The organism is Achromobacter sp. EG18 (genome assembly GCF_059759395.1).
On record NZ_CM186213.1, the window covers coordinates 1,424,042 to 1,447,240 of the forward strand.

General features: G+C 66.6%; 19 protein-coding genes. 9 read left to right on the forward strand and 10 right to left on the reverse strand.

Translation table 11 applies throughout. From position 1 onward, the window contains the following. Positions 1-7: 7 nt before the first annotated feature. From AC6CR5_RS06670 to AC6CR5_RS06680, 3 genes are all read left to right on the forward strand, one after another. Positions 8-3,235, forward strand: coding sequence for an error-prone DNA polymerase (locus AC6CR5_RS06670; RefSeq protein WP_498085378.1), 3,228 nt, complete (start codon positions 8-10; stop codon positions 3,233-3,235). A gap of 154 nt (positions 3,236-3,389) precedes the next feature. Continuing rightward, on the forward strand, positions 3,390-3,770 hold the full coding sequence (locus AC6CR5_RS06675; RefSeq protein ID WP_006386303.1) for an I78 family peptidase inhibitor: 381 nt from the start codon (positions 3,390-3,392) through the stop codon (positions 3,768-3,770). Between the two features lie 302 nt (positions 3,771-4,072). Further along, positions 4,073-5,101: a MerR family transcriptional regulator gene (locus AC6CR5_RS06680; RefSeq protein ID WP_498085379.1), complete on the forward strand. Its 1,029-nt coding sequence runs from the start codon at positions 4,073-4,075 to the stop codon at positions 5,099-5,101. A gap of 84 nt (positions 5,102-5,185) precedes the next feature. On the opposite strand, the gene AC6CR5_RS06685 is transcribed toward AC6CR5_RS06680, so the two are convergent. Next, the gene (locus tag AC6CR5_RS06685; protein WP_448685056.1) at positions 5,186-6,085 is read right to left on the reverse strand and encodes a LysR family transcriptional regulator; all 900 of its coding nucleotides are present in this window, start codon (positions 6,083-6,085) and stop codon (positions 5,186-5,188) included. A 108-nt stretch (positions 6,086-6,193) separates the two neighbouring features. Between AC6CR5_RS06685 and AC6CR5_RS06690 the strand changes: the two genes are divergently transcribed. From AC6CR5_RS06690 to AC6CR5_RS06715, 6 genes are all read left to right on the forward strand, one after another. Then, on the forward strand, positions 6,194-7,066 hold the full coding sequence (locus AC6CR5_RS06690) for an aldo/keto reductase family oxidoreductase (RefSeq protein ID WP_448685058.1): 873 nt from the start codon (positions 6,194-6,196) through the stop codon (positions 7,064-7,066). 73 nt (positions 7,067-7,139) lie between these two features. Next, positions 7,140-7,790 carry an NUDIX hydrolase gene (locus AC6CR5_RS06695; RefSeq protein ID WP_054517761.1) on the forward strand — a complete coding sequence of 217 codons (651 nt, stop codon included), beginning with the start codon at positions 7,140-7,142 and terminating at the stop codon, positions 7,788-7,790. Positions 7,791-7,881: 91 nt separating this feature from the next. Continuing rightward, positions 7,882-8,754 (forward strand): ribose-phosphate diphosphokinase, encoded by an 873-nt coding sequence (gene prs / locus AC6CR5_RS06700; RefSeq protein WP_054514431.1) that lies wholly within the window; start codon positions 7,882-7,884, stop codon positions 8,752-8,754. Positions 8,755-8,776: 22 nt separating this feature from the next. Further along, on the forward strand, positions 8,777-10,471 hold the full coding sequence (locus AC6CR5_RS06705) for a nicotinate phosphoribosyltransferase (RefSeq protein WP_498085380.1): 1,695 nt from the start codon (positions 8,777-8,779) through the stop codon (positions 10,469-10,471). Between the two features lie 115 nt (positions 10,472-10,586). After that, a complete protein-coding gene (locus AC6CR5_RS06710) occupies positions 10,587-11,243 on the forward strand; it encodes a hypothetical protein (RefSeq protein ID WP_241044544.1) in 657 nt (218 codons plus the stop codon). Between the two features lie 13 nt (positions 11,244-11,256). Then, positions 11,257-11,997, forward strand: a complete 741-nt coding sequence (locus AC6CR5_RS06715; protein WP_498085381.1) for an RES domain-containing protein — start codon at positions 11,257-11,259, stop codon at positions 11,995-11,997. Between the two features lie 90 nt (positions 11,998-12,087). Here the strand turns inward: AC6CR5_RS06715 and AC6CR5_RS06720 are convergent, their stop codons facing one another. The 9 genes from AC6CR5_RS06720 to AC6CR5_RS06760 all read right to left on the reverse strand — a co-directional run bounded on the left by AC6CR5_RS06720 (position 12,088) and on the right by AC6CR5_RS06760 (position 22,727). Next, positions 12,088-13,053, reverse strand: a complete 966-nt coding sequence (locus AC6CR5_RS06720; protein ID WP_498085382.1) for a LysR family transcriptional regulator — start codon at positions 13,051-13,053, stop codon at positions 12,088-12,090. A 92-nt stretch (positions 13,054-13,145) separates the two neighbouring features. Beyond that, positions 13,146-13,880: an amino acid ABC transporter ATP-binding protein gene (locus AC6CR5_RS06725; RefSeq protein ID WP_498085383.1), complete on the reverse strand. Its 735-nt coding sequence runs from the start codon at positions 13,878-13,880 to the stop codon at positions 13,146-13,148. 62 nt (positions 13,881-13,942) lie between these two features. After that, positions 13,943-14,632 carry an amino acid ABC transporter permease gene (locus AC6CR5_RS06730; protein ID WP_006386294.1) on the reverse strand — a complete coding sequence of 230 codons (690 nt, stop codon included), beginning with the start codon at positions 14,630-14,632 and terminating at the stop codon, positions 13,943-13,945. Next, entirely contained in the window at positions 14,625-15,314 is a 690-nt protein-coding gene (locus AC6CR5_RS06735; protein ID WP_006386293.1) for an amino acid ABC transporter permease, read from the reverse strand. The genes AC6CR5_RS06730 and AC6CR5_RS06735 overlap by 8 nt, the downstream gene beginning before the upstream one ends. Before the next feature lie 16 nt (positions 15,315-15,330). Continuing rightward, positions 15,331-16,152, reverse strand: a complete 822-nt coding sequence (locus AC6CR5_RS06740; protein ID WP_049054530.1) for an ABC transporter substrate-binding protein — start codon at positions 16,150-16,152, stop codon at positions 15,331-15,333. A gap of 72 nt (positions 16,153-16,224) precedes the next feature. After that, positions 16,225-17,421 carry an aminotransferase class I/II-fold pyridoxal phosphate-dependent enzyme gene (locus AC6CR5_RS06745; RefSeq protein WP_498085734.1) on the reverse strand — a complete coding sequence of 399 codons (1,197 nt, stop codon included), beginning with the start codon at positions 17,419-17,421 and terminating at the stop codon, positions 16,225-16,227. An 83-nt stretch (positions 17,422-17,504) separates the two neighbouring features. Continuing rightward, positions 17,505-18,185 (reverse strand): RraA family protein, encoded by a 681-nt coding sequence (locus AC6CR5_RS06750; RefSeq protein ID WP_049054531.1) that lies wholly within the window; start codon positions 18,183-18,185, stop codon positions 17,505-17,507. A 119-nt stretch (positions 18,186-18,304) separates the two neighbouring features. Further along, on the reverse strand, positions 18,305-18,634 hold the full coding sequence (locus AC6CR5_RS06755) for a hypothetical protein (RefSeq protein ID WP_200221368.1): 330 nt from the start codon (positions 18,632-18,634) through the stop codon (positions 18,305-18,307). Between the two features lie 205 nt (positions 18,635-18,839). Beyond that, positions 18,840-22,727 (reverse strand): autotransporter domain-containing protein, encoded by a 3,888-nt coding sequence (locus AC6CR5_RS06760; RefSeq protein ID WP_498085384.1) that lies wholly within the window; start codon positions 22,725-22,727, stop codon positions 18,840-18,842. Positions 22,728-23,199 lie beyond the last annotated feature (472 nt).

The window sequence follows — 23,199 nt, forward strand, 5'->3', positions numbered from 1 at the left end:
CTCCGCCATGCAAGCGCCCGACGATCCGCATGACGACGCCCCCGGTCCGCCTGTCGGACTGCCCGGCTACGCCGAACTGCAATGCCAGTCGAACTTCTCGTTCCTGCAGGGCGCCTCGCACCCCGAGGAACTGGCCGCCCGCGCCGCCGAACTGGGCTACGCCGCCCTGGCCATCACCGACGAATGCAGCCTGGCCGGCGTGGTGCGCGCCCACATGGAAGCCAAGACCCAGAAGCTGCCGCTCATCATCGGCGCCACCTTCCGGCTGCGCGCCGGCCCCGAGGCCGCGCCACTGGACCTGACCTTGCTGGCGCAGACCCGCGAGGGCTACGGCAACCTGTCCGAGCTCATCACCCTGGCCCGCACCCGCGCTCCCAAGGGCGAATACCGGCTGGCGCCCGAAGACTTCACCCATCCGCCGCCGGGCTACGAACACCTGCGCCACCTGCCCGAATGCCTGGCGATCCTGTCGCCCGTCTACGGCGACGACCCCGACCGCATGGCGCAGCAGGCGCGCTGGCTGGCCGCCACCTTCCCGCGCCGCGCCTGGGTCGGCCTGACCCTGCTGTACCGCTCGCGCGACGACCTGCACCGCGCCGCCGTCGACCACGCCGCCCGCGCCGCCGACCTGCCGGTGGTGGCGCTGGGCCAGGTGCAGATGCACGTGCGCTCGCGCAAGCCGCTGCACGACACCCTGACCGGCATCCGCACCCACCAGTGCGTGTCGCAATGCGGCTACGCGCTGTCGGGCAACGCCGAACAGCACCTGCGCACCCGCATGCGGCTGGCCAACCTGTATCCGCCCGAAGCGCTGGCGCAGACCCTGGTGGTGGCGCGGCGCTGCGCCTTCTCGCTGGACGAGCTGCGCTACGAATACCCCGACGAGATCATCCCGCGCGGCCACACCCCCGCCACCTACCTGCGCCAGGAAACCCTGGCCGGCGCCGCGCGGCGCTTTCCGGACGGGACGCCGGACTACGTCACCGAGCAGATCGAAAAGGAACTGGCGCTGATCGCCGACCTGCACTACGAGGCCTACTTCCTCACGGTCTACGACATCGTGCTGTACGCCCGCAACAACGGCATCCTGTGCCAGGGCCGCGGCTCGGCCGCCAACTCGGTCGTGTGCTACTGCCTGGGCATCACCGAGGTCGATCCGCGCCGCGGCAACAACCTGTTCGAACGCTTCATCAGCAAGGAACGCAACGAGCCGCCCGACATCGACGTCGACTTCGAACACCAGCGGCGCGAGGACGTGATCCAGTACATCTACCGCAAGTACGGCCGCCAGCGCGCCGCCCTGACCGCCGTGGTGATCTCCTACCGCCCGCGCAGCGTGCTGCGCGACACCGGCCGCGCGCTGGGCGTGGACCCGGGCGTGATCGACGCCGTGGCGCGCGCCCACCAGTGGTGGGACGGCAGGAAGGAAATGCTGCGCACGCTGGGCGCCTGCGGGCTCGATCCGGAATCGCAGGTGGCGCGGCAATGGGCCGCGCTGGCCCAGACCCTGATGGGCTTTCCGCGCCACCTGTCGCAGCACCCCGGCGGCTTCGTCATCTCGCGCGGCAAGCTGTCGCGGCTGGTGCCGATCGAAAACGCCGCCATGGCCGACCGCAGCGTGGTGCAGTGGGACAAGGACGACCTGGACGCGCTCAATCTGCTCAAGGTCGACGTGCTGGCCCTGGGCATGCTGTCGGCGCTGCGCCGCACCCTGGAACTGGCCGGCCAGCGCCGCGGCCAGCCGCTGCGGCTGCAGGACATTCCCGAAGGCGACGACCCCACCTACGACATGATCTGCGATGCCGACACCATCGGCGTGTTCCAGATCGAATCGCGCGCCCAGATGACCATGCTGCCGCGCCTGCGGCCGCGCAAGTACTACGACCTGGTGGTGCAGGTGGCGATCGTGCGGCCCGGCCCGATCCAGGGCGGCATGGTGCATCCCTACCTGCGCCGCCGCCAGGGCAAGGAAAAGGAAAGCTACCCCAGCGACAAGGTGAAAGGCGTGCTCAGCCGCACCATGGGCGTGCCCATCTTCCAGGAACAGGTGATGCAGATCGCGGTGGTCGCGGCCGGCTTCTCACCGGGCGAGGCCGACCAGTTGCGGCGCTCCATGGCCGCCTGGAAGCGCAAGGGCGGCGTCGACAAATACCGCGCCAAGCTGGTCGGCGGCCTGCTGGCCCACAACTACACGCTGGAATTCGCCGAGGCGCTGTTCCGCCAGATCGAAGGCTTCGGCGAATACGGCTTTCCCGAAAGCCACGCCGCCAGCTTCGCGCTGCTGGCCTACGCCAGCTCCTGGCTCAAGCGCCACGAGCCCGAGGCCTTCCTTGCCGCGCTGCTCAATTCCCAGCCCATGGGCTTTTACGCCCCGGCGCAACTGGTGCAGGACGCGCGCCGCCACGGCGTGCGGGTGCTGCCGGTGGACGTGACCGTCAGCGGCTGGGACGCGGCGCTGGAGCCCGCGCCCGCCGACGCGCCGCCGCGCCGGCCGCATCCTCACGCGCCCTCGCCGGACGAAATCCGCCCCGCCGTGCGCCTCGGCCTGAGCCTGATCCAGGGCCTGCACCAAGACAGCGCCCGCCGCATCGAGGCCGCCCGCGCCGAGGCCGCCTTCACCAGCACCGGCGACCTGGCCCGCCGCGCCGCCCTGACCCGCCACGACCTGAACGCGCTGGCCGCCGGCGACGCCCTGCGCACCCTGGCCGGCCACCGCCGCCAGGCCAGCTGGGAAGCCGCCGCCAGCGTCCACAGCCGCGACCTGCTGCGCGACGCCGCCATCCACGAAACCGAGATGCCGCAACTGGCCGCGCCCAGCGAGAGCCAGACCGTGGCGGCCGATTACCGCAGCGTCGGCCTGACCCTGCGGCGCCACCCCGTCGAACTCTTGCGGCCGCAACTGGCGGCGCGCAATTTCCAGCCCGCCAGCGCGCTCAACGGCTACCCCGACAAGCGCGTGGCCCGCGCCTGTGGCATCGTCACCGTGCGCCAGCGGCCGCAGACCTCCAAGGGCGTGATCTTCGTCACCCTGGAAGACGAAACCGGCCCGGTCAACGTGGTGGTGCGCCCCGAACTGATCGAGCGCCAGCGTCGCGAACTGCTCGGTTCCACCCTGCTGGGCGTCTACGGCACCTGGCAGAGCGTGGACGGCGTGCGCCACCTGATCGCGCAGCGGCTGGTGGACCTGTCCGAATTGCTGGGTGGTTTGAGCATGCCCAGCCGCAATTTCCACTGACGGCAGTGCGCGGCGGCCGGCGACGCTCCGGGAATCGACCGGACGCCACGGCCAAGCGCCGCGCGGGCGGCTGGTCTATGATGGATTTTCCGCGCCGCCCGCCCGCCCCCGCGCCGGCCGCGCCGTGGAAACGTTTTCTTTTTCAGGAGTGATCATGATCCGCAAGCTGATTCCCGTTCTGCTGGTAGCCACGCTGAGCGCCTGCGCCAACACCGGAGCCCCGCGTTCCTCATCCTCATCCGCCGCCTCCAGTTCCGCCAGCTCGCCCGCCACGTCCGACAGCTCCTCCGGCGCGTCGTACGGATCGCCCTCCACCCAGGCCGGCGCCCGCAAGACCTGCGACGCCGCCCCGCTGCAATCCCAGATCGGCCAGAAAGCCACCCAGTCCGTCCTGGAAGACCTGCGCACCCGCAGCGGCGCCGCCACCGCCCGCATCCTGCGTCCGGGCCAGTTGGTCACCATGGAATACAACGACACCCGCCTGAACCTGATCGTCGACGACAAGGACGTGATGACGGCGATCCGCTGCGGCTGAAATCCCGCCATTCACGGCGCGACGGGCGCAACGGGCACACCCGCCCCGCGCCCGCTTTTTTCCAGACGGCGCGGCGGCCCGCGTCGTCCACGGAATTCTCCCCGCGGCCGCCCCGCACGCGGACATCCATCCCCCGGAGAACGACCGGCCGGCTCGACAGCCAGGACCGGCCTGGCGCGCAACACTTTCCCTGTCGCGATCGCCTTCCTGCAAGCCCGATCCACAAATCGATCCGCCAACGCTTGACCCTTACGTAACGTCATGCCCAAAAGTTCGGCCTGCGCCATCAACGAAGGAACCCCATGCGACTGAAAGTAGGAGAACTGGCCAAGCGCAGCGGACTGACCGTCCGCACGCTGCACCACTATCACGCGATCGGCCTGCTGACGCCTTCGGCGCGCGCCGACAACGGCTACCGGCTCTACGGCCGCGACGACATCGCCCGACTGCACCAGATCCAGGCATTGCGTCGCTTCGGATTGCCGCTGGCCGAGATCGGCGCCTACCTGGACCAGCCCGGCACACCGCTGGACGAGATCATCGCCAGACAGATCGCGATGCTCGACAGCCAGATCCAACACGCCACCCGGCTGCGCGAACGCCTCGCGCAGTTGCAAGGCCAGTTGGCGATGGGAACGGAGCCGGAGCTGGCCGATTGGCTGACCACTCTGGAACTGATGAACATGTACGACAAATATTTCTCCCAGGAAGAACTGGCGCGTCTGCCCATGTACCGCCGAGGCCCGAACGACGACGCCGGCTGGCTTGCGCTGATCGCCGACGTGCGCCGGCAGATGGACGACGGCGCCCCGCCCGAGGACCCGCGTTCGCAGGCGCTGGCCCTGCGCTGGATGACGCTGCTGCAGCGCGACACCAACGGCGATCCGCGCCTGCTCGTGAAGCTGAACCAGATGCACGAACGGGAACCGGCCATGCAGGAACACATCGGTATCTCGCCGGCCATGCGCGACTACATCGTGCGGGCGTTCTCCGAAAGCAAGCTGCGCCTCTACGAAAAACACCTGACGCCGGACGAGGCCCGGTTCATGCGGGCGCATTATCACGACCGCGCCGGCGAATGGCCGGCCCTGATGGCGCGGGTGCGCGACGCGATCGATGCCGGGCAGGCCCCCGACTCGGCCGCCGGCCGCGAGCTCGCGCGGCAATGGCTGGAACTGTTTTGCAGCTACGCCGGCAACGACCCCGCGACCCACGCGAAATTCCGCCACGCCCTGATGACCGAACCCGAACTGACCGCCGGCACCTGGGCCGATGACGCCACGCTGGCTTTCATGCGCCAGGCGATGGGCGCATTGACGGCGGCGCGCTAAGCGGCGTCGGCGTCCGCGGACACGGACGCCGACGCCGACGAGGTTACGGTCGAGGTCGCGGCGACAGTCGCGGCCGCGACCGCGCTACCAGCGCGCCGCCTGGACGAAATCCACGAAGGCGCGCAGCGGCGCCGGCAGATAATGCCGGCCCGGAAAATACAGCAAGGGGCCGGTGAAACTGGGCCACCAGTCCGCCAGCACCGGCTCCAGTTCGCCCCGATCCAGGTACGGCTGCAGCCAGTCCTCGAACAGATAGACCACTCCGGCGCCCGCCACCGCCGCATCGACCGCCAGGTCCACCGCCGCCCCCAGGCTGACGATCAGCGGACCATCCACCTCCACCGTGACGGACTGGCCGTCGCGTTCAAACGCCCACGCCGGCATCGCGCCGCTGGTGAAACGGCCGCGCAGGCACAGGTGCTGGCGCAGGTCCTGCGGATGTTGCGGCCGTCCATGCCGGGCCAGATACCCCGGCGCGGCCGCCGCCGCCATCCGCTGGCGCCGCGGCCCGATCGGGATGGCCACCATGTCCTGGTCCATGCTTTCCTCGTAGCGGATGCCCGCATCGCAGCCCGACTGCAGCAGCTCGACAAAACGATCGTCAACGATCACCTCCAGCCGGATCTCCGGATACTGCGCCAGGAACGGCGGCACGATGCGCGGCAGCACCAGCCGGGATGCCGCCAGCGGCACATTCAACCGCAGCCGGCCCGCCGGCCGGTCACGGAAACTGTTGGCCACGTCCAGCGCCGACTCGACCGCGTCCAGCGCGGGCGCCAGTTGCTCCAGCAGGCGCTGCCCGGCCGCCGTGGTCGCCACGCTGCGCGTGGTGCGGTTCAGCAGCCGCAGGCCCAGCCGGGCTTCCAGCCGGCGCACCGCTTCGCTCAGCTGCGACGCGCTGGTCCCCGTCTGGCGCGCCGCGCCGCGAAAGCCCCCATGCGTGGCCACCGCGACAAAGGCACTGATGTCTTGAAGATTGGACATGGCGGGTCCCGATTGTTCGATATTCCGCACAAGCTGTGCGATTACCAGGGATTGTCGCACGCCCCGCGCCGCCCTAGACTCGCTGTCATTCCCTCCCTGGAGCACGTCATGACCTCGATTCAACAAGCCGGCGCCTATGCGCTGGGCGACCTGACCGTCAACCGCCTGGGCTACGGCGCCATGCAACTGGCCGGCCCGCACGTATTCGGCCCGCCCAAGGACAAGGCGCAAGCCCTGGCGGTCCTGCGGGAAGCGCTCGAACTCGGCATCAACCACATCGACACCAGCGACTTCTACGGCCCGCACATCACCAACCAGCTGATCCGCGAAGCGCTGCGCCCCTACCGCGACGATCTGGTCATCGTCACCAAGGTCGGCGCGCGCCGGGGCGACGATGCCTCGTGGCTGCTGGCCAATTCCCCCGCCGAACTCGAATCGGCCGTGCACGACAACCTGCGCAACCTGGGCCTGGACGTGCTGGACGTGGTCAACCTGCGCCTCATGTTCGACGTGGCCGGCCCCGCCGAAGGCGACATCGAACAGTCCTTCACCACCCTGGCCGAATTGCAGCGCAAGGGCCTGATACGCCACCTGGGCCTGAGCAACGCCACCGCGCGCCAGGTGGCGCAGGCGCGCGGCATCGCCGACATCGTCTGCGTGCAGAACCAGTACAACATCGCCCACCGCGCCGACGACGCGCTGATCGGGCAACTGGCGCAAGACGGCATCGCCTATGTGCCGTTCTTCCCGCTGGGCGGCTTCTCGCCGCTGCAATCGGCCACGCTGGAGCGCGTGGCCGCCGAGTGCCAGGCCACGCCGATGCAGACCGCGCTGGCCTGGCTGCTGCAACGCTCGCCCAACATCCTGCTGATCCCGGGCACCTCGTCGGTCGAGCACCTGCGGCAGAACGCGGCCGCGGCCAGCCTGGCGCTGTCGCCGCGGGCGGTGGCCGAGCTGGACGGGATCGGCACCGCGGGCTAGTTCTATGGGCGCGGTTGACCAATCCGCCGCATAGTGGCACCTTACCCCGAAGTGCCACGCCCGGAACCCCCACTTGGACCACCCACAACCCCTCGTCACCGTCGACGCCGTCCTGCTCACCCTGCGCGAGACCGGCCTGGAAATCGCCCTGCACCCGCGCGACCGCGCGCCGTTCAAGGGCGCCATGGCCTTGCCCGGCGGCGTGGTGCACGTGGACGAAGACGCCAGCACCGAGGCCAGCATCCGCCGCGTGCTGCGCGACAAGACCGGCTTCGAGCCGCGCTACCTGGAGCAGTTGCAGGTCTTCTCCGGCCCCGGCCGCGACCCGCGCAAATGGTCGCTGTCCGTTTCCTACGTGGCGCTGGTGCCGGCCGCCGAGCTGGAAGCCGCCCCCGCCGCCTTTCGCTTCGTCAGCGTGGACGCGCTGCCGCCGCTGGCCTTCGACCACGCCGATATCGTCGCCGCCGCCGTGACCCGCCTGCGCGGCAAGTCGAGCTACTCCACCCTGCCGTTCTTCCTGCTGCCCGAACGCTTCACCCTGACCGAGCTGCAGCGCACCTACGAAGCCATCCTGCAAACCACCCTCGAGAAATCGAACTTCCGCCGCAAGATGGAAGCCTGGGACGTGCTCGAAGCCACCGACGATTACGCGCTGGGCGCCCAGCGTCCCGCCCGCCTGTACCGCCTGAAAGACTTCGCCCTGTTCGACCGCAGCGTCGGCTAACCCCGCGCCCGATCCCGCCTTAGTTGCAAACAAACAATAAGTAGGCTTATACTCGCCTCACTTAGTTTTACTTTGCCACTAAGGCTGCATCATGTTCACCATCACAGCGGTAGTAGAAGGACAACGCCACACCGACACGCCCCGCGCGTTCGTGTTTCCCGGCGGCGAAAGCCAGGTCACGGTCCCCGCCGCCCTGCAGGCCCACGCCGACGCGGCCAGTGAATTCCGCATCCACGCCCTGCTGAAATCGGCCGACGACGTCATGCAACTGCTGATGCTGACCGACGCCCTGCGCCGCCTGAACCCGGCCGCGCCGGTGCACCTGGACATGCCCTACGTGCCCTACGCCCGCCAGGACCGCGTCTGCAATCCCGGCGAGGCGCTGGGCGCGGCCGTGTTCTGCAAGCTCATCAACGACCAGCAATACGCCACCGTCAGCGTGGTCGAACCGCACAGCGACGTCACCCCCGCCCTGCTGCAACGCGTCCGCGTCATCGACGCCGCCGCCTTCCTGAAGAACGCGCTGGCCAACCCCGCCTTCGCCAACGGCGTCACCCTGATGGCGCCCGACGCCGGCGCCCGCAAGCGCGTGCAGGCCCTGGCCAAAAAGCTGGGCGTGGCCGACGTGCGCTACGCCGAAAAAGTCCGCGACCCGCAGACCGGCCGCATCACCGAAACCCGGGTGCCCGACGACATCCCCGCGCAACCGGTGCTGGTGGTGGACGACATCTGCGACGGCGGCCGCACCTTCCTGGAACTGGCCGCCGCCTTGCGCGACAAGACCGACCAGCCGCTCTACCTGTACGTCACCCACGGCATTTTCAGCAAGGGCCTGGCCGAGCTGAACGCCCGCTACGCCGGCCTGTACACCGCCTACGACTGGACCGCCGCCGAAGGCCCGGGCGCGCCCGTCATCGTCAACCCGATCGAAGCCGCCGACGCGCTCGCCACCGCGGCCAACTGAACATCTAGCAGGAGTCCACACCATGAATGCCCCCGCCCCCGTCGCCACCAAGAACGGCATCAACCCCTTGCTGCAAGCCGACTTCTACAAGACCGGCCACCCCTTCCAGTACCCCAGGGGCACCAACAAGATCCTGGCCAACTTCACCCCGCGCTCAGCCCGGCTGGCGCCGGTGCTGCCCGAACTGTTCGACAACAAGATCGTCTGGTTCGGCCTGCAAGGCTTCATCAAGGAAATCCTGATCGACCTGTTCAACCGCGAATTCTTCGGCAAGCCCGCCGGCGCCGCCGTGCGCCAGTACCAGCGCCGCGTCGACAACGCGCTCGGCAAGGGCGCGGTCACCGTCGATCACCTGCAAGCGCTGTACGAACTGGGCTATCTGCCGCTGGAGATCCGTTCCCTGCCCGAAGGCGCCCGCGTCGACATCCGCGTGCCGCCCGTCACCTTCGTCAACACCAGGCCGGAATTCGCCTGGCTGGTCACCTACATCGAAACGCTGTTCAGTTGCGAATCGTGGAAGCCGTCCACCGTGGCCACCATCGCCTTCGAGTACCGCAAGCTCCTGACCTACTTCGCCCGCGTGACCGGCAGCCCGATGGACTTCGTCAACTGGCAAGGCCACGACTTCTCGATGCGCGGCATGGCCGGCCTGTACGACGCCCGCAAGAGCGGCGCCGGCCACCTGCTGTCATTCACCGGCACCGACACCATTCCCGCCATCGACTACCTCGAAGACCTGTACGGCGCCGATTCCGACCGCGAACTGGTCGGCGGCTCGGTGCCCGCCACCGAACACTCGGTCATGTGCCTGGGCAGCAAGGAAGGCGAAATCGAAACCATCCGCCGCCTGGTCACGCAGGTCTATCCGGCCGGCATCGTGTCGGTGGTGTCCGACACCTGGGACTTCTGGCAAGTGGTCACCGACTTCGCCGCCGCGCTGAAGCCGGAGATCCTGGCGCGCCAGCCCGATCCCTTCGGCAACGCCAAGGTCGTGTTCCGCCCGGACTCCGGCGATCCCGTGAAGATCCTGACTGGCTACTTCTGCACCGACGTGCCCAGTGTGGAAGACGCCGCAGCCCTGGCCGCCGCCCGCCGCGACGGCTTCGAAGCGGTGCGGGATATCGAGACTGGCCGCTACTGGCGCCTGGACGACGACGCCCGCGCCAGCCAGGCGCTGCGCGAGGCCGAAGTCAACGGCGCGGTGCAATGCCTGTGGAATATCTTCGGCGGCGTCGTGACCGAGCGCGGCTACAAGCTGCTGGACCCGCACGTCGGCCTGATCTACGGCGACTCCATCACCCTGGCGCGTGGCCGCGACATCCTTGTGCGGCTGGAGAGAAAGGGCTTCGCGTCGGGCAACGTGGTCCTGGGCATCGGCTCGTACACCTATCAATACCTGACCCGCGACAGCTTCGGCTGGGCATTGAAGGCAACGTATGCCGAGGTCAATGGCGAGCCGCAGGAGCTGGTCAAGGACCCGGTCACCGACTCCGGCGTGAAGCGGTCGGCCAAGGGCTTGCTGCGGGTGGATGAAACCGCGACAGGGTATGTATTGCGTGACCAGCAGACGCCGGAACAGGCGGAAGGCGGCGCGCTGGTGCCGGTGTTCCGGGATGGGGTTCTGCTGGTGGAGCAGGATCTGGCGCAGATCCGGGAACGGTTGCAGGCGTCCTGGGTTTGTCCGGAGCCGGGGAGCATTGATTGGGGACGGCGTTGATGGGGCATACGAAGCACCCGGGACTCCGTCCGCGATAAATCTGGGAAAAATGGAAAAACTGAAAAAAATTGGCTAAGCTGGCAATCAACCTGACTGTTCGCCTGAGGAGGTGACCATGGGCCTGCCCACACGAAAGTACCAGGCAACTCCCAAAGATGTCCGGGCGATTGTCAATGGAAGCTATCCAGGCGATCCCCACGCAGTGATCAAAAGCATGGCGTCCACGCTGGCCAAGGAGCTCTCCCCGCTCCAGAAACCTGGCCGCACGGACGACCTGCTGAACATCCTTGTGCGACAGCTCGAAGATTGGTTGGTATGTGACGCAAATGTAGCGCTCCCCGAAGAAAAAGCGGCCGTTCTGCCAGTTACCATGTGGTCTCCCGCCGAGGTGGTTGCGAAGCAAAAGCTGAGCGCGTTGACGACCCTGTATCGATACGACAAGGCCGGCAAGCTCTATTGCGTGAAGCCGTCAGCGAAACAGAATGGGCGCATGTTCCCGGCCTGGCAGTTCGTTGATCCGGTTCCCAGCCTTTTGCCGCACGTCATCACCGAGTTGCGTGGAGTGTTGCAGTTCGAGCTTCATGCTTTTTTCGTTACCCAGCAAGACGACCTCAACGAACTGTCGCCCGCGGAAATATTGGCGGGCCTGCCGTTTGAAAATCGAGGCGCAGTATCGCCCGCACAGGCGCGACTGCTTTCGCTGTCGACGGCAGAACGGTTGCAGCGGGTTCTGGCGCTTGCACGGTATGCAGGAAGGGGCATGACTGATTGAAATCGGTCGTGGTATGCAATTCGATGAACAAGCGCGTTACGAGCCGCCGTCTCACCTACAGGCACTAGTTCCCAGTACCGCCGCCCTGCTGGCCGCACTGACCCATTCCGTCGAACGGCTGGCGGCAGGCACCGTTCTATACCGCACGGCCGGCGACGCAAAATATCTGCTGCCGGAAGTCCTGGTCAATCCCTATCGGTTCGGCCCACCGATGGCGTTGCGTCAGGAAGATAAACCGCTGCCCTACGCTTGGTTCTACCTCGCTCGGGACCTCCCCACCGCTCTCTGGGAAGGCCAACTGGTCCGACACGACGCCACGCGCGCGGGCCATTTCTATATACATCCATCGGCCGTTGAAACCGGTGTCATCGGCACCCTGGCCTTCGGGCGTGATCTCCGCCTTTGGAACCTGTCGGGTGAAGCGTGTGCCAAGCTTGGCATTCACGACACGATTTCATCGAGCGACTACGAAGCATGCCATTGGATCGGGCATCGTCTTCGCGAAGCTATGATGAGCCGTGAACCGGATGCAATACCCGATGGTTTCTGCTATCCGTCCAGACGGATGCGAGGGCACCAGGCGATCGCCATCCGAAGCGACATTCTGTCCCATCTCAAGGCCGGCGCAACGATCACGCACGAGCCGTTCGGGCAAAGCGCCGCCTATGAAGCCTTGCGCGCCGATGCACTGTACGAACCCGCGCCAAGCGCAACGCGGCCCATGCCACGGCAGAGTCCGAGGGCGGGAACATAGACCCGTTCCTTGGAGAACGTTCCGTTCTGGCAGGCGTGCAGGCCTGCCAGAACGGAACTGCCGCCACGGATCGTTGTAACGCCGCCCCCCCTACTCCCCACCCGCCCCCACCGCCGGCGGCACATGCGGCAGAAACGCCCCCGCCACCTCGAACGCGCATTCCTCCCGCGCAATATCGATCACCCGCGACACCACCGGATTGACGATGCTCTTCTTGTGCACCGCGTAGTAATTGATTGTCGGCAGATCCGGCCGCACGTCCAGCCGGCACAACGCCCCGCGCTCGACCAGCGGCGCGAAATACGCCCCCGGCAGGTAGCTGATGCCCAGCCCCAGCATGGTCAGCTGCGCCATCATGCCCAGGCTGTTGCAGGTCAGCACCCGCTTGACCGACAGGCCCTGCTCGGCGAACCAGGCATCGTACAAGTGCGACAGCGCCGAATTGGTCGGCTGCGAAATCACCGGATACGGCGCCAGGTCCTGCGGCGCCAGCCTTGCCGAGAAATCGATGTCCAGCGACGGGCTGGCCATCCAGACGTTGGTCACCGCGCCCAGGTGGACGCAGTCGTACTGGTAGCTCCAGAACGGTCCCGGCATGATGGCCAGGTCCAGCTGGTCCTGCTCCAGTCGCTCATACAGCGTGATGCCGCCATCGATCTCGGGCATCAGCTGCACCTTGGGATAGCGCAGGCTGATCTGGCTGACCAGCCGCGCCAGCCAGGTCATGCCGACCAGTTCGGTCACGCCCAGCCGCACCACGCCCTCGAAACTGGCCGGATCGGCCATGTTCTGCACGATGCGGCTGTTCAGGTCCAGCATCTCGCGCGCCAGTTCGAACAGCTTGCGGCCCTGGGCCGTCAGCACCAGCTTCTTGGCGCGGCGCTCGAACAGCGGCGCACCGGCGAAGGCTTCGAGTTCCCCTACCCGCTTGGCGACCGCCGACTGGGTGGTGTGCAGCTTGCGCGAGGACGCGCTGAAGCTGCCCAGTTGCGAGCTCCAGTAGAACGCCTCCAACTGTTTGAGGGTGTACATCGCGGCGGTGGATGTGAAATGCATGAAGAACCCTCGCATTATCGTCGACAGGCGCGCGGCTGCGCGCCGTCCGGTCCATAAGGAACGCCGGGCGGACGGCAGGCTCCGCGCCCGCACTACCCGCGCGGATGCAGGATATCCGCCAGAAACTGCTGCGCCCGCGGATGCCGCGGCGCGCTGAAAAAGCGCTCCGGCGTATCCATTTCCAGGATCTCGCCCGCGTCCATGAACACCACCCGGTCGCACACATCCCGCGCGAAGCCCATCTCGTGCGTCACGCAGACCATGGTCATGCCGTCCTTGGCCAGGCCCTTCATCACCTGCAGCACCTCGCCCACCATCTCGGGGTCGAGCGCGCTGGTGGGCTCGTCGAACAGCATCACCGGCGGTTGCAGCGCCAGCGCGCGGGCGATCGCCACGCGCTGCTGCTGGCCGCCCGACAGCGAACCGGGATAGGCGTCGATCTTGTGCTCCAGCCCCACCCGCGCCAGCAACTGGCGCGCCAGCTCGGTGGCCTGCTTGCGCGGCTGCTTGCGGATGTTGACCGGCGCGAACACCACGTTGTCCAGCACGCTCATGTGCGGAAACAGGTTGAACTGCTGGAACACGAAACCGATCTTCTGGCGCAGCGCGTTCAGGTTGACGCCCTTGCCGTAGATGTCGGCGTCGTCGATCAGGATGCGGCCCTTCTCGATGGGTTCCAGGCGGTTGATGGTGCGGATCATGGTGGACTTGCCCGAGCCCGACGGCCCGCACACCACCAGCACCTCGCCGCGCGCGACCGACAGGTCCACGTCCTTCAGGACGTGATGCGCGCCATACCATTTGTTGACTTTCTCAAGCTTGATCATGATGAATTCCGATAAGCGCCGGCTCAGGGCCTGTTCTTGCTAAAAGGGGCCTCGCACGAGGCCTAGGCCATGGCGCGCTGGCGGCGGATGCGCAGGTCCAGCCAGGACAGGCCGCGGCTCAGGCTGAAGCACACCAGGAAATAGATGATGGCCAGGATGCCGAACACCTGCAGCGGCTTGGTCAGCACCAGGTTGTTGACCTGGTTGGCGGCGAACGTCAGTTCGTTCACGCTGATCACATACCCCAGCGAGGTCTCCTTGATGGTCGAGACAAACTGGCTGGTCATGCTGGGCAGCACGTTGAACAGCGCCTGCGGCAGCACCACCCGGCGCATCGTGGTCCAGTAGCCCACGCCCAGCGAGCGCGACGCCTCGATCTGGCCGCGCGGCACCGCCTCGATGCCCGAGCGGATCACCTCCGACAGATAAGCGCTCTCGTACACCACCAGCGCCGCGATCAGCGTCCAGAAGCCGCTGATCACCTGCCCCGTCAGCTTCGGAATGACGAAATAGGCCCAGAAGATCAGCATCAGCAGCGGCATGCCGCGCACCACATTGACCAGCGTCTTGCTGGCCACGCGCAGCCAGCCAAACGGACTGACCCGCGCCAGCGCGATGGCCAGCGCCAGCGGCAGCGACAGCGCCAGGCCGCACAACGCCAGGATCAGCGTCAGCGCCAGGCCGCCCAGCGGCCCATTGGGGTATTGGCCGACCAGCAGCGTCGGCCAGTATTGCGACAGGAGATCAAGCACCGTGGCCTCCCCGGTTCAGGCGGTAGCGCGCATAGATGCGCGAGCCGATCAGCATGATGAGGAAGGATCCCAACAGATACATGAGGGTCGCCGCGCCAAACGTGGCGAAGGTGCGATAGGTCTCGTTCTCGATCTCGCGCGCCTGGTAGGTCAGCTCCATCACGCCGATGGCCATGGCCACGCTGGTGTTCTTGAACAGCAGCAAGGCGCGGCCCACCAGCGGCGGGATGGAAATCCGCACCGCCTGCGGCACGATCACGAAGCGCATGCATTGCAGATAGCTGGCGCCCAGCGCCCGGGCCGCCTCGAACTGCGTGCCGGGAATGGCGCGCAGCCCGCTGCGGATGTCCTCGGCGATATAGGCGGCCGACCCCAGCGCCAGCGCGATCGCCGCCAGCGACATCTCGGCGTTGTGCTGGTACAGCCACATCCGGAAACCCTCCGGCAGCAGCTCGGGCATGCCGAAGTACCAGAACAGCACCTGCACCAGCAGCGGCACGTTGCGGTGGTATTCCACATAGGCGTCGACCAGCCAGCGGCACGGCGCCAGGTTGGTGGCGCGCACCACGACCAGCGTCACCGCGATCGTGAACGCCATCACCCAGGACACCAGGAACAACTGCAGCGTCACCACCATGCCGCTGGCCAGCAGCTGGTATTGCGAAGCGTCAAGTAGGCTCATTGCGCGGTACCGGCGTTCAGCCCGCGATGGGGCCGATTTTGAAACCGCGCTCGAGCTTGTACGGCGTCTGCGCGCCGAACCATTTGTCGAACAGCTGCGCGGCCACGCCCGAGCTTTCCGCCTCGTCCAGCGCCTGGTTCACTACCGCCAGCATGCCCGGCTCCGACTTGCGCACGCCCAGGCCCCACGGCTCGTCGAACACCGACTTGGCGATCACGCTGACCGGCGCCGTCGGCGGGCTCTGCAACACCAGGCGCACCAGCACCAGCTCGGATGCGAACTGCGCGTCCACCTTCTTCTGTTGCAGGGCCAGGTACGTGGCCGAGCTGTCGCCATAGCCGATCACCTGCGACTTGTCGAGAATGCGCTTGATCTCGCGCTCCGAACTGGAACCCTTGGTCGCGCCGACGCGGCGGCCGTTCAGCGACTCGATCGTGTCCAGCCCCGAATCCTTGCGCACCAGCAGCTTCTGCGGGCTGACGTAGTACGCGTGGCTGAAAGCGATCTGCTGGGCGCGGTCCGGCGAATAGCCCAGGTTCGCCGCCAGGATATCGACGCGGCCCTCGTTCAGCTCCGGCACGCGCGCCGCCACCGACAGCAGCTTGTAGCTGATCTTCACGCCCAGCTTGTCGGCCACCAGCTTGCACACGTCCACGTCATAGCCCACCAGTTGGCGCGTCGCCGCGTCCTGGAAACTGAACGGCTGCGACGTGCCCAGCGTGCCGCAGATCAATTCACCGCGGGCCTTGATGTCCGCGACCTGGTCGGCGCGCGCGCCAGCGCCCAGCGACAACGCGGCCAGGCCCAGGCAGGCGGCGATAAGTGAATGGCGTTTCATGGTGATTCCCCTTGTGTTGTGGTTTGAACAGAAAAACGGAACCGGCCCGCTCGTCGGCGGGCCCGGGAACAACTAGACGAGCTTGGCGCAAGCCTCGCGGATGCCCGCGCAGCCCTGCCGGATATCGTCCAGCGACGCCGCGAACGACAGCCGGAACGTGCCCGGCGCGCCATAGGCATGGCCGTCGATCACCGCCACGCCAGCCTCGCGCAGCAGGTAATGCGTCAGATCGGTATCGGTGCGGATCTCGACGCCTGCCGGTGTGCGCTTGCCCAGCAGCCCCGAGCAATCCGGAAACACGTAGAACGCGCCCTGCGGCACCACGATCGCCAGCCCCGGCGTGCCGGACAGCTCCGCCACCGCCAGATCGCGACGCTCGCGGAAAACGCGGGCGAACTCCGTCACGCAGTCCTGCGGCCCCGACAGCGCCTCCAGCGCCGCCGCCTGGCTCACCGACGACGCGCCCGACGTGCTCTGCGACTGCAGAATCGCCATGGCCTTGATCAGCTCGTCCGGCCCGGCGCCGTAACCGATGCGCCAGCCCGTCATTGCGTAGGCCTTGGACACGCCATTGACCACCAGCGTGCGCGCCGCCAGCGCCGGCGCCAACTGCAACGGATGCACCGTCGGTTCGTCGGTGAAGTTCAACCGCGCATAGATATCGTCCGTCATCAGCCAGACGTGCGGATGGCGCTCGAGCACCGCGGTCAGCCCGCGCAGCTCGTCGGCAGTGTAGACCGAGCCCGTCGGATTGCTGGGCGCGTTCATCATCAACCACTTGGTGCGCGGCGTGATGGCGCGCTCCAGCGCCTCGGGCGTCAGCTTGTAATCCGTGGCCGGCGTGGTCGGCACCGTCACCGGCACCCCGCCGTTGACCAGCACCATGTCCGGGTACGACACCCAGAACGGCGCCGGAATCAGCACCTCGTCGCCGTCATTCAACGTCGCCGCCAGCCCGTTGAAAATCACCTGCTTGGCGCCCGTGCTGACAATGATGCGCGCCGCCGGGTAATCGACGCCGGTCGCTTCCAGCAGATGCGTCCGCGCCGCCTTGCGCAGCGCCACCGTGCCCTGGGCCGGCGGATACTTGGTCTCGCCCCGGTTCATCGCGGCCGTGGCCGCCTGGCGGATATGCTCCGGCGTCGAGAAATCCGGCTCGCCGATCGTCAGGTCGATAATGCGCCGGCCCTGCTCGCGCAGTTCGGCGATGATGGCGCGCGCCGCCACGCTGGGCGACAGCTTGATGCGCTTGATGCGGTCGGCGATGATGCTGGCGGGTTGCGGGGGCTGGGTTTGCGGCTGGGTCGGGGTTTGCGTCGGGGCTTGGGTCGGGGTTTGCGTCGGGGCTTGGTTCACTTCACGGCTCCCGTCTTCTCGGCCAGCGTCTTCTCCAGCCAGGGCTTGGTGTAGGTGCCGGCGCGCAGCTTCTCCTTGGCCACCGCCTCGTCGGCTTCCTTCTTGGTCGCCAGCGCCAGCACCGCCGCCGCATGCTCGGCGGGAATTACCACCACGCCGTCGGCATCGCCGACCACCACGTCGCCCGGGTTGACCACCTGGCCGCCCACCGACACCGGCACATTGATCTCGCCCGGGCCATCCTTGTACGGCCCCTTGTGCGACACCGCGCGCGCAAAGCAGCCGAACTGCCCCTGCGCGAACACATCCAGGTCACGCACCGCGCCGTCGATCACGAACCCGGCAATGCCGCGCCCCTGCGCGTCCATCATCATCAACTCGCCAACCAGCGCATTGCTGGTGTCGCCAGCGCCATCGACCACGATCACGTCGCCCGCGCCACCCAGCGAAATCGCCTTGTGGATCATCAGGTTATCGCCCGGCCGCGTCTTCACGGTCAGCGCCAGGCCAACCGTGCGCTGGTTGCCGGCGTGCAGCGGACGCAGCCCGCTGACGCCGTACAGGCGGTTCATGCAATCGCTGATCTGGGCCGAGCCGATAGCGGCGAAACCGGCCAGCACGTCAGCGGCGACGGCCGGCGCGGGCCGGGGAAGAATGCGGTATCCGATGGGATTCATAGCGAGGAATTTTCTTGAAGGCGTGAACGGCAATAAGCGAACACGCATTACAAGGCCTCGCGGGGCAATCCTCAAAACGATATAAATTCCCGGTTATGTAGGAATTATTTTCGTGGATGTTATTGGATCGCGGAGGGAGCGTTGTGGGTGGGGTTGGGGGCTTCCCTGTCGTCGTCGGGTCGCAGGGCCTGGTCGAGCATGGCTTCGGTCAGGGTGCCGAGGTGCTCGCAGAGGCTTTCGACGCCGCCCATCAGGGCGGTGATTGCCCAGGGGTCCAGCGGTGGGGAGCCGGTGGCGTCGGGTTCGGACGCGCTGTTGCCGACCATGCGGGCGATGGTCTGGATGGCGTAGCGGGTGCGGTCCAGTTGATGGAGGTGGGAAAGGGAGACGGGGCCGGATTCGCGGTCTGTGTCGATTTGCCAGGGGTTTTGAGTGAGGGGGTGCAGCATGGGGACTGCCTCCTATAGGGGATTTAAGCCGCAAATCGTTGCGGTGTCCGCCTATAGCTTTCCGGCTTCCAAACCGGCACCGGAGAGGTGTCAGTCATAAAATATACGGCGCCATGACGACGTGTTGGATGAGGGAAGGACAATTTCGCGTATCCAGCCCGGCCCTGTGCGCGTGGCGCCGCCTCAAAGCGGCGCCACGCGTGCCTTAAAAGCGCCAACGCACATCTAGCGAGCCGGTGTGCTGGCGATTGCCTCCGCCAAACTCCCCACCGTAGCTGAGGCCGGCCGTCACGTTGCGCACGGCTATCAGATCCGCGCCCAATTCAACGCGCGCGGCGTCCCGGGCGATGGGAGCGCCAGCCACGCTGAAGGCGGCGCCCTGGTCGAAGGCCAGCGCGACGGTCGGCCGCGTCTCGCCATAGACATGGCGCCATCCCAGCATGCCCCGCAGCGCGATGGCCGAGCCCGGCGCTTGCCAACTGCCACGCAAGCCCGCCAGGCTGCTGACGTTGCGCTGGCGCTGCCCGTTGCTGGACAGGGCGGCGGAGCCGCCGGATTCCGAGAAGCCCCGCATGCGCAGCTGGGTCCAGGCCAGGCCGATGAACGGTTCGATCATGGCCGTGTCGGATAGCGCCACGTGGTAGCCCGCCTCGGTGAAGAGCTGGGTGGTGGCGCCACGGTAGCCAGCGGTGAGGGTCTGGTCCAGGCTGCCATAGCGCAGGCCCCGGCGCGAGTCGACGTGGTGCCACGAATAGGCGCCGCCCGCCATCAGCTTGAGCGTGCCGACGCCAAGCGCATAGCCCTTGCCGCCGTAGACGGTGGCGGTGTAGCTGCGGATCTTGGCGCTGGCGTCGCGTGGCGCGGCGCTCAACCGTCCGTCGGTATAGCCAAAAGCGCCGCCGGCGCGCCAGCCGTCGCCGATGGCGGCGTCCCCGCCCAGCGCCAGATTGGTGCTGCGTTGCGTCAGGCTTGAAGCATTGCCATCGCCTTCGAGGTTGCGCCACTCCCCGCCGAGTTGAACCCACATGGGAGAAGCGCCGCTGCGCGGCAAGGCAGAGGTCGACGGGCTGCCATTGCCGACCGCCGCCATGGGTGCGCCGGCCAACATCGGAGCGGAAAGATTATTGCGCAACGCGGCCAGGCCGTTTTGTGGCGCGGGCGCCATGAACATGCCCATCAACGAGGAAGCAACGTTGGCGTGCGTGTCGCCCGACAAACGGTTCAAGGCGAACTGAAGCGCGCCTGCGTCGTTGCTCAACGCGATTGCGCGCCAGACTTCGTGACGCTGTGGCAGGCCATCGATCGCCCGAGCCGCTGCGGCCTGGTTGGGGGTCGCGGCCAGGCTACTCATCCCGCGGTTGTTGCGCGCCAGCGCGAACGTAACGTCGTTGCCGTCGCCGCCCGTGGTGCTGACCCGCGCGTCCAGGAAGAGCAGCGGGTTGTTCATGGCCGCGAAGCTTCCGACCACGGGGCCCGCGCTTTGCTTGGAGATCAATGTGTGGGGTCCGTCGAGCCACCGCCAGAAGGCTGCGTCACCGGGCGACAAATCCAGGTCCAGCGTACCCCCTGTGATATCCACGCCGCCCATGACATTCACGCTGCTGAATGCGGGCGGCGCGCCGCTGATGCGCAGGGAACCATGGTTGGCATAATCGCCGTTGATCGTCTGGGCGCCACCGGGATTGCCCGGCATGTGCACGGCGCCGGACTCGACGGTGGCCGCACCCAAGGTGCCCGTACCGCCCAGGACGGTGCCGTTTTGCGCCAATACGCGGCCGCCCAGTTGCGCGCCGTCCGACAGCCACAGGCCGCCGCCAGCGAGCTTGACGTTGCCGGCATAGGCACTGTTGTCCGCTCCAAGGGTAAGCATTCCGGTGCCGGCTTTTGTGAAGCCGCCGCTTCCGCGGATCTGTCCGCTATAGAGGCTGTGGCGGTTGTCAGCGCCCACAGTAAGGGTCGCCGTGCCCAGCGAGACGTCGCCGCTGCCGGCCAGCGAACCGACAGCCTGGTCCAGGTTCGCCAGCTCGAGTTGCGTGCCGGCATTCAGCAGGACGGCGCTGCGCGATGAAAAACCGCTAGCCCCTCCGGCGCGCAGCGTCCCTTCCTGTACCAGTGTCGGCCCGGTGTATGAACTGACGCCGGCAAGCACCAACGTTCCGGTCCCCAGCTTTTCCAGGCCGCCCGCCGAACCGCCATCGGCAACGCCGCCCGATAGCCTCAGCGTGTTGGCGCGCGTATCGACCTTGCCCAATCCAGACACGGTGACCGCGTTGTGCATGTCCATGCCGTCCGCCACCGCCAGCAACGTCGCGCCAGTCGAGATGTCGAGCGGGCCGCTTCCCACGGCGTTTGAGTGGCCCACTCCCAAGGGACCCTCCCGCAACTGCGTACCGCCGGAATAGCTGTTGTTGCCGGTTAGCACGAGCGTCCCCTGGCCCGCCTTCACCAGACTGCCTCGGTAACTTTCCGCAGTCTTGGCGGCCAGCAAGGCGACTCGGCCTTGACGCAGATCGATTTCAGCCTGCAGCGGCGCGTTGCGTTCCACGACATCCGCCCGCAGAGCGCTGTCGTAGTCTTTTGCCAGCGCGGCATCGCTGCGCCCCGCAATGAAATTGTCGAAATAGGCCGGTCCGTCCAAGCCCCATTTCGAATTGGGATAGGACTTCTCATACAGATTGAGCATGAGTTTCCCATACGGATGCGCTGTCGCCGCCAACACCGCGGCCTGGCGCTTCGCACGATCAAAGCTCCCCTGCATACTCCATTTCGCGACCTCCCGTAGCAACTCCCGTCCCCGCGCCGCGCCAGCGGCCATGTCCGCAGGGTCGCTCGAAGGGGCCGCGACGAGGCGCCCTTGCAACGCTTCCATGTCGGAACGCCACGCCGAGATTTCCTTACTCTCTTCTTGTCTGCGCTGCAGCAGCGCGGCTTCCGAGATGTCATTCGTCCATGTGTCGGAGACGCCCGCGGAAAGGTTTGCGGTGAAGCGGCCAAGCAACTGCGCGGGGCCGTTCATGCCTTTCTCCAAATCTGGAACGCCCCAGCCATACCTCGTGTTTGGCACGTCCGGCGAACCCATGCCGCGACGCGATGCAGTGGTCAGAAGGATTGTGCGAATCTCTTCGTTGCCCAAGTACGGATATCGCTCCATAAGCACACCCAACGCGCCCGTCACGTGTGGCGCCGCCATCGACGTGCCGCTGGACTCGTTGTATTGGTCGTTGCCCTTCACGTTCGCGCTGGCGATTGCATAACCCGGGGCCGCGATACACCAATATTTCGCCAATCCACATTGGTTGAACAACTGAGTTCCGCGTTGGTCCAGGCCCGTCACCGCGATCCAGTATTTCTCGATTTCCGGTTGAAAATAGGGAAAGCCTGCGCGGACTGACGCATTGGCCACGCCGGCATTTCCATTGGCCCAGACATGAAGCACACCACTCTCGCGAGATACCTCTGCCGCGGCGTCCAGCCAGGTTTTCTTCCCCGCGCCATTGAGTCTGCGGTAAGCATCGCTAAAGCCGCTCGTCGTCGCGTAGTTGTCGCCCCTTGGGGGATTGCCCCAGCTTGTGTTGATGACACGAACTCCGGCCGCCGCCAAGCCGCCGTAAGCCGCTTTGAAATAGTTGTAGTCCATGTTGGCGCCATACACGGACGCGTCGGTACCATTGGAGTTGGTGGTGTAGTAATTGCTGTTGAATGACACACCCATCATCCCCAAGCCGTTCTTGGCGGCGGCGATGGTCCCGCTGACGTGATTTCCATGGTTGTCGTTTCCGCCGATAAGGCGTGAGAGATCCGTCCCTCCGACATAATCTCCAGCTCTGTCGAAGCTATCTCCCGCGCGCCACGCCAGGCCCGATCCATCCATCTGCGTGCCGTCGTTCAGATATGTACCGGTCACGCGAATTCCCGTGACCGCCCTACCCACGAACTCCTGGTGCGTAGGCAGGTAGCCGGAGTCCACCGCTCCCAGCTTCACGCCCGCGCCGCTCAAGCCAAGGGCGTAGGCATACTGCGCCTTCATCGCGCCGAGCCCCCAGTCAGCGCGGAATTCAGGGTAGCCCGCCCAACTCGCGACCGCCGCATCCATGCTCTGGGTCCTGGTGCCATCATAGGCAACATACGGTTGCCCAAACGAGGGGGCCGCGGCCGCCTGGCCAAGCGCCATCACTGCGGCGTGGGCGGCCACCCTTCGCAGGCGAGCGTGTTGTGAAACCGAGCCAACTTCATGGCGTGGCGCCTTTTTTTTCATGCTTTCCCCATGGTTAGTACAACGCCTTTCGGGCCAGGCGATATCCGGCAACCGGGCGTTCAGCTTTTATGCTGTCGTGTCGAGCGCGAGGGCCCGGACGACAATCCTGTTTGGTTCGGTGCATGGAGGGCGGGTCAATTCGAAGCGGCCGCCTTCCCCGCACAGGGCTGACGCCGTGCGCGCCCACTGAAAAAGCCGCGGGCACGCCAACGTCGGAACGATCCCAAGCGACGGATTTTGTCCCAGGACAGGCCGCTTTCGATCAGGCCTGAAGTCACTTTTCAGAATCGTCTGTGCGGCATTTTTGATC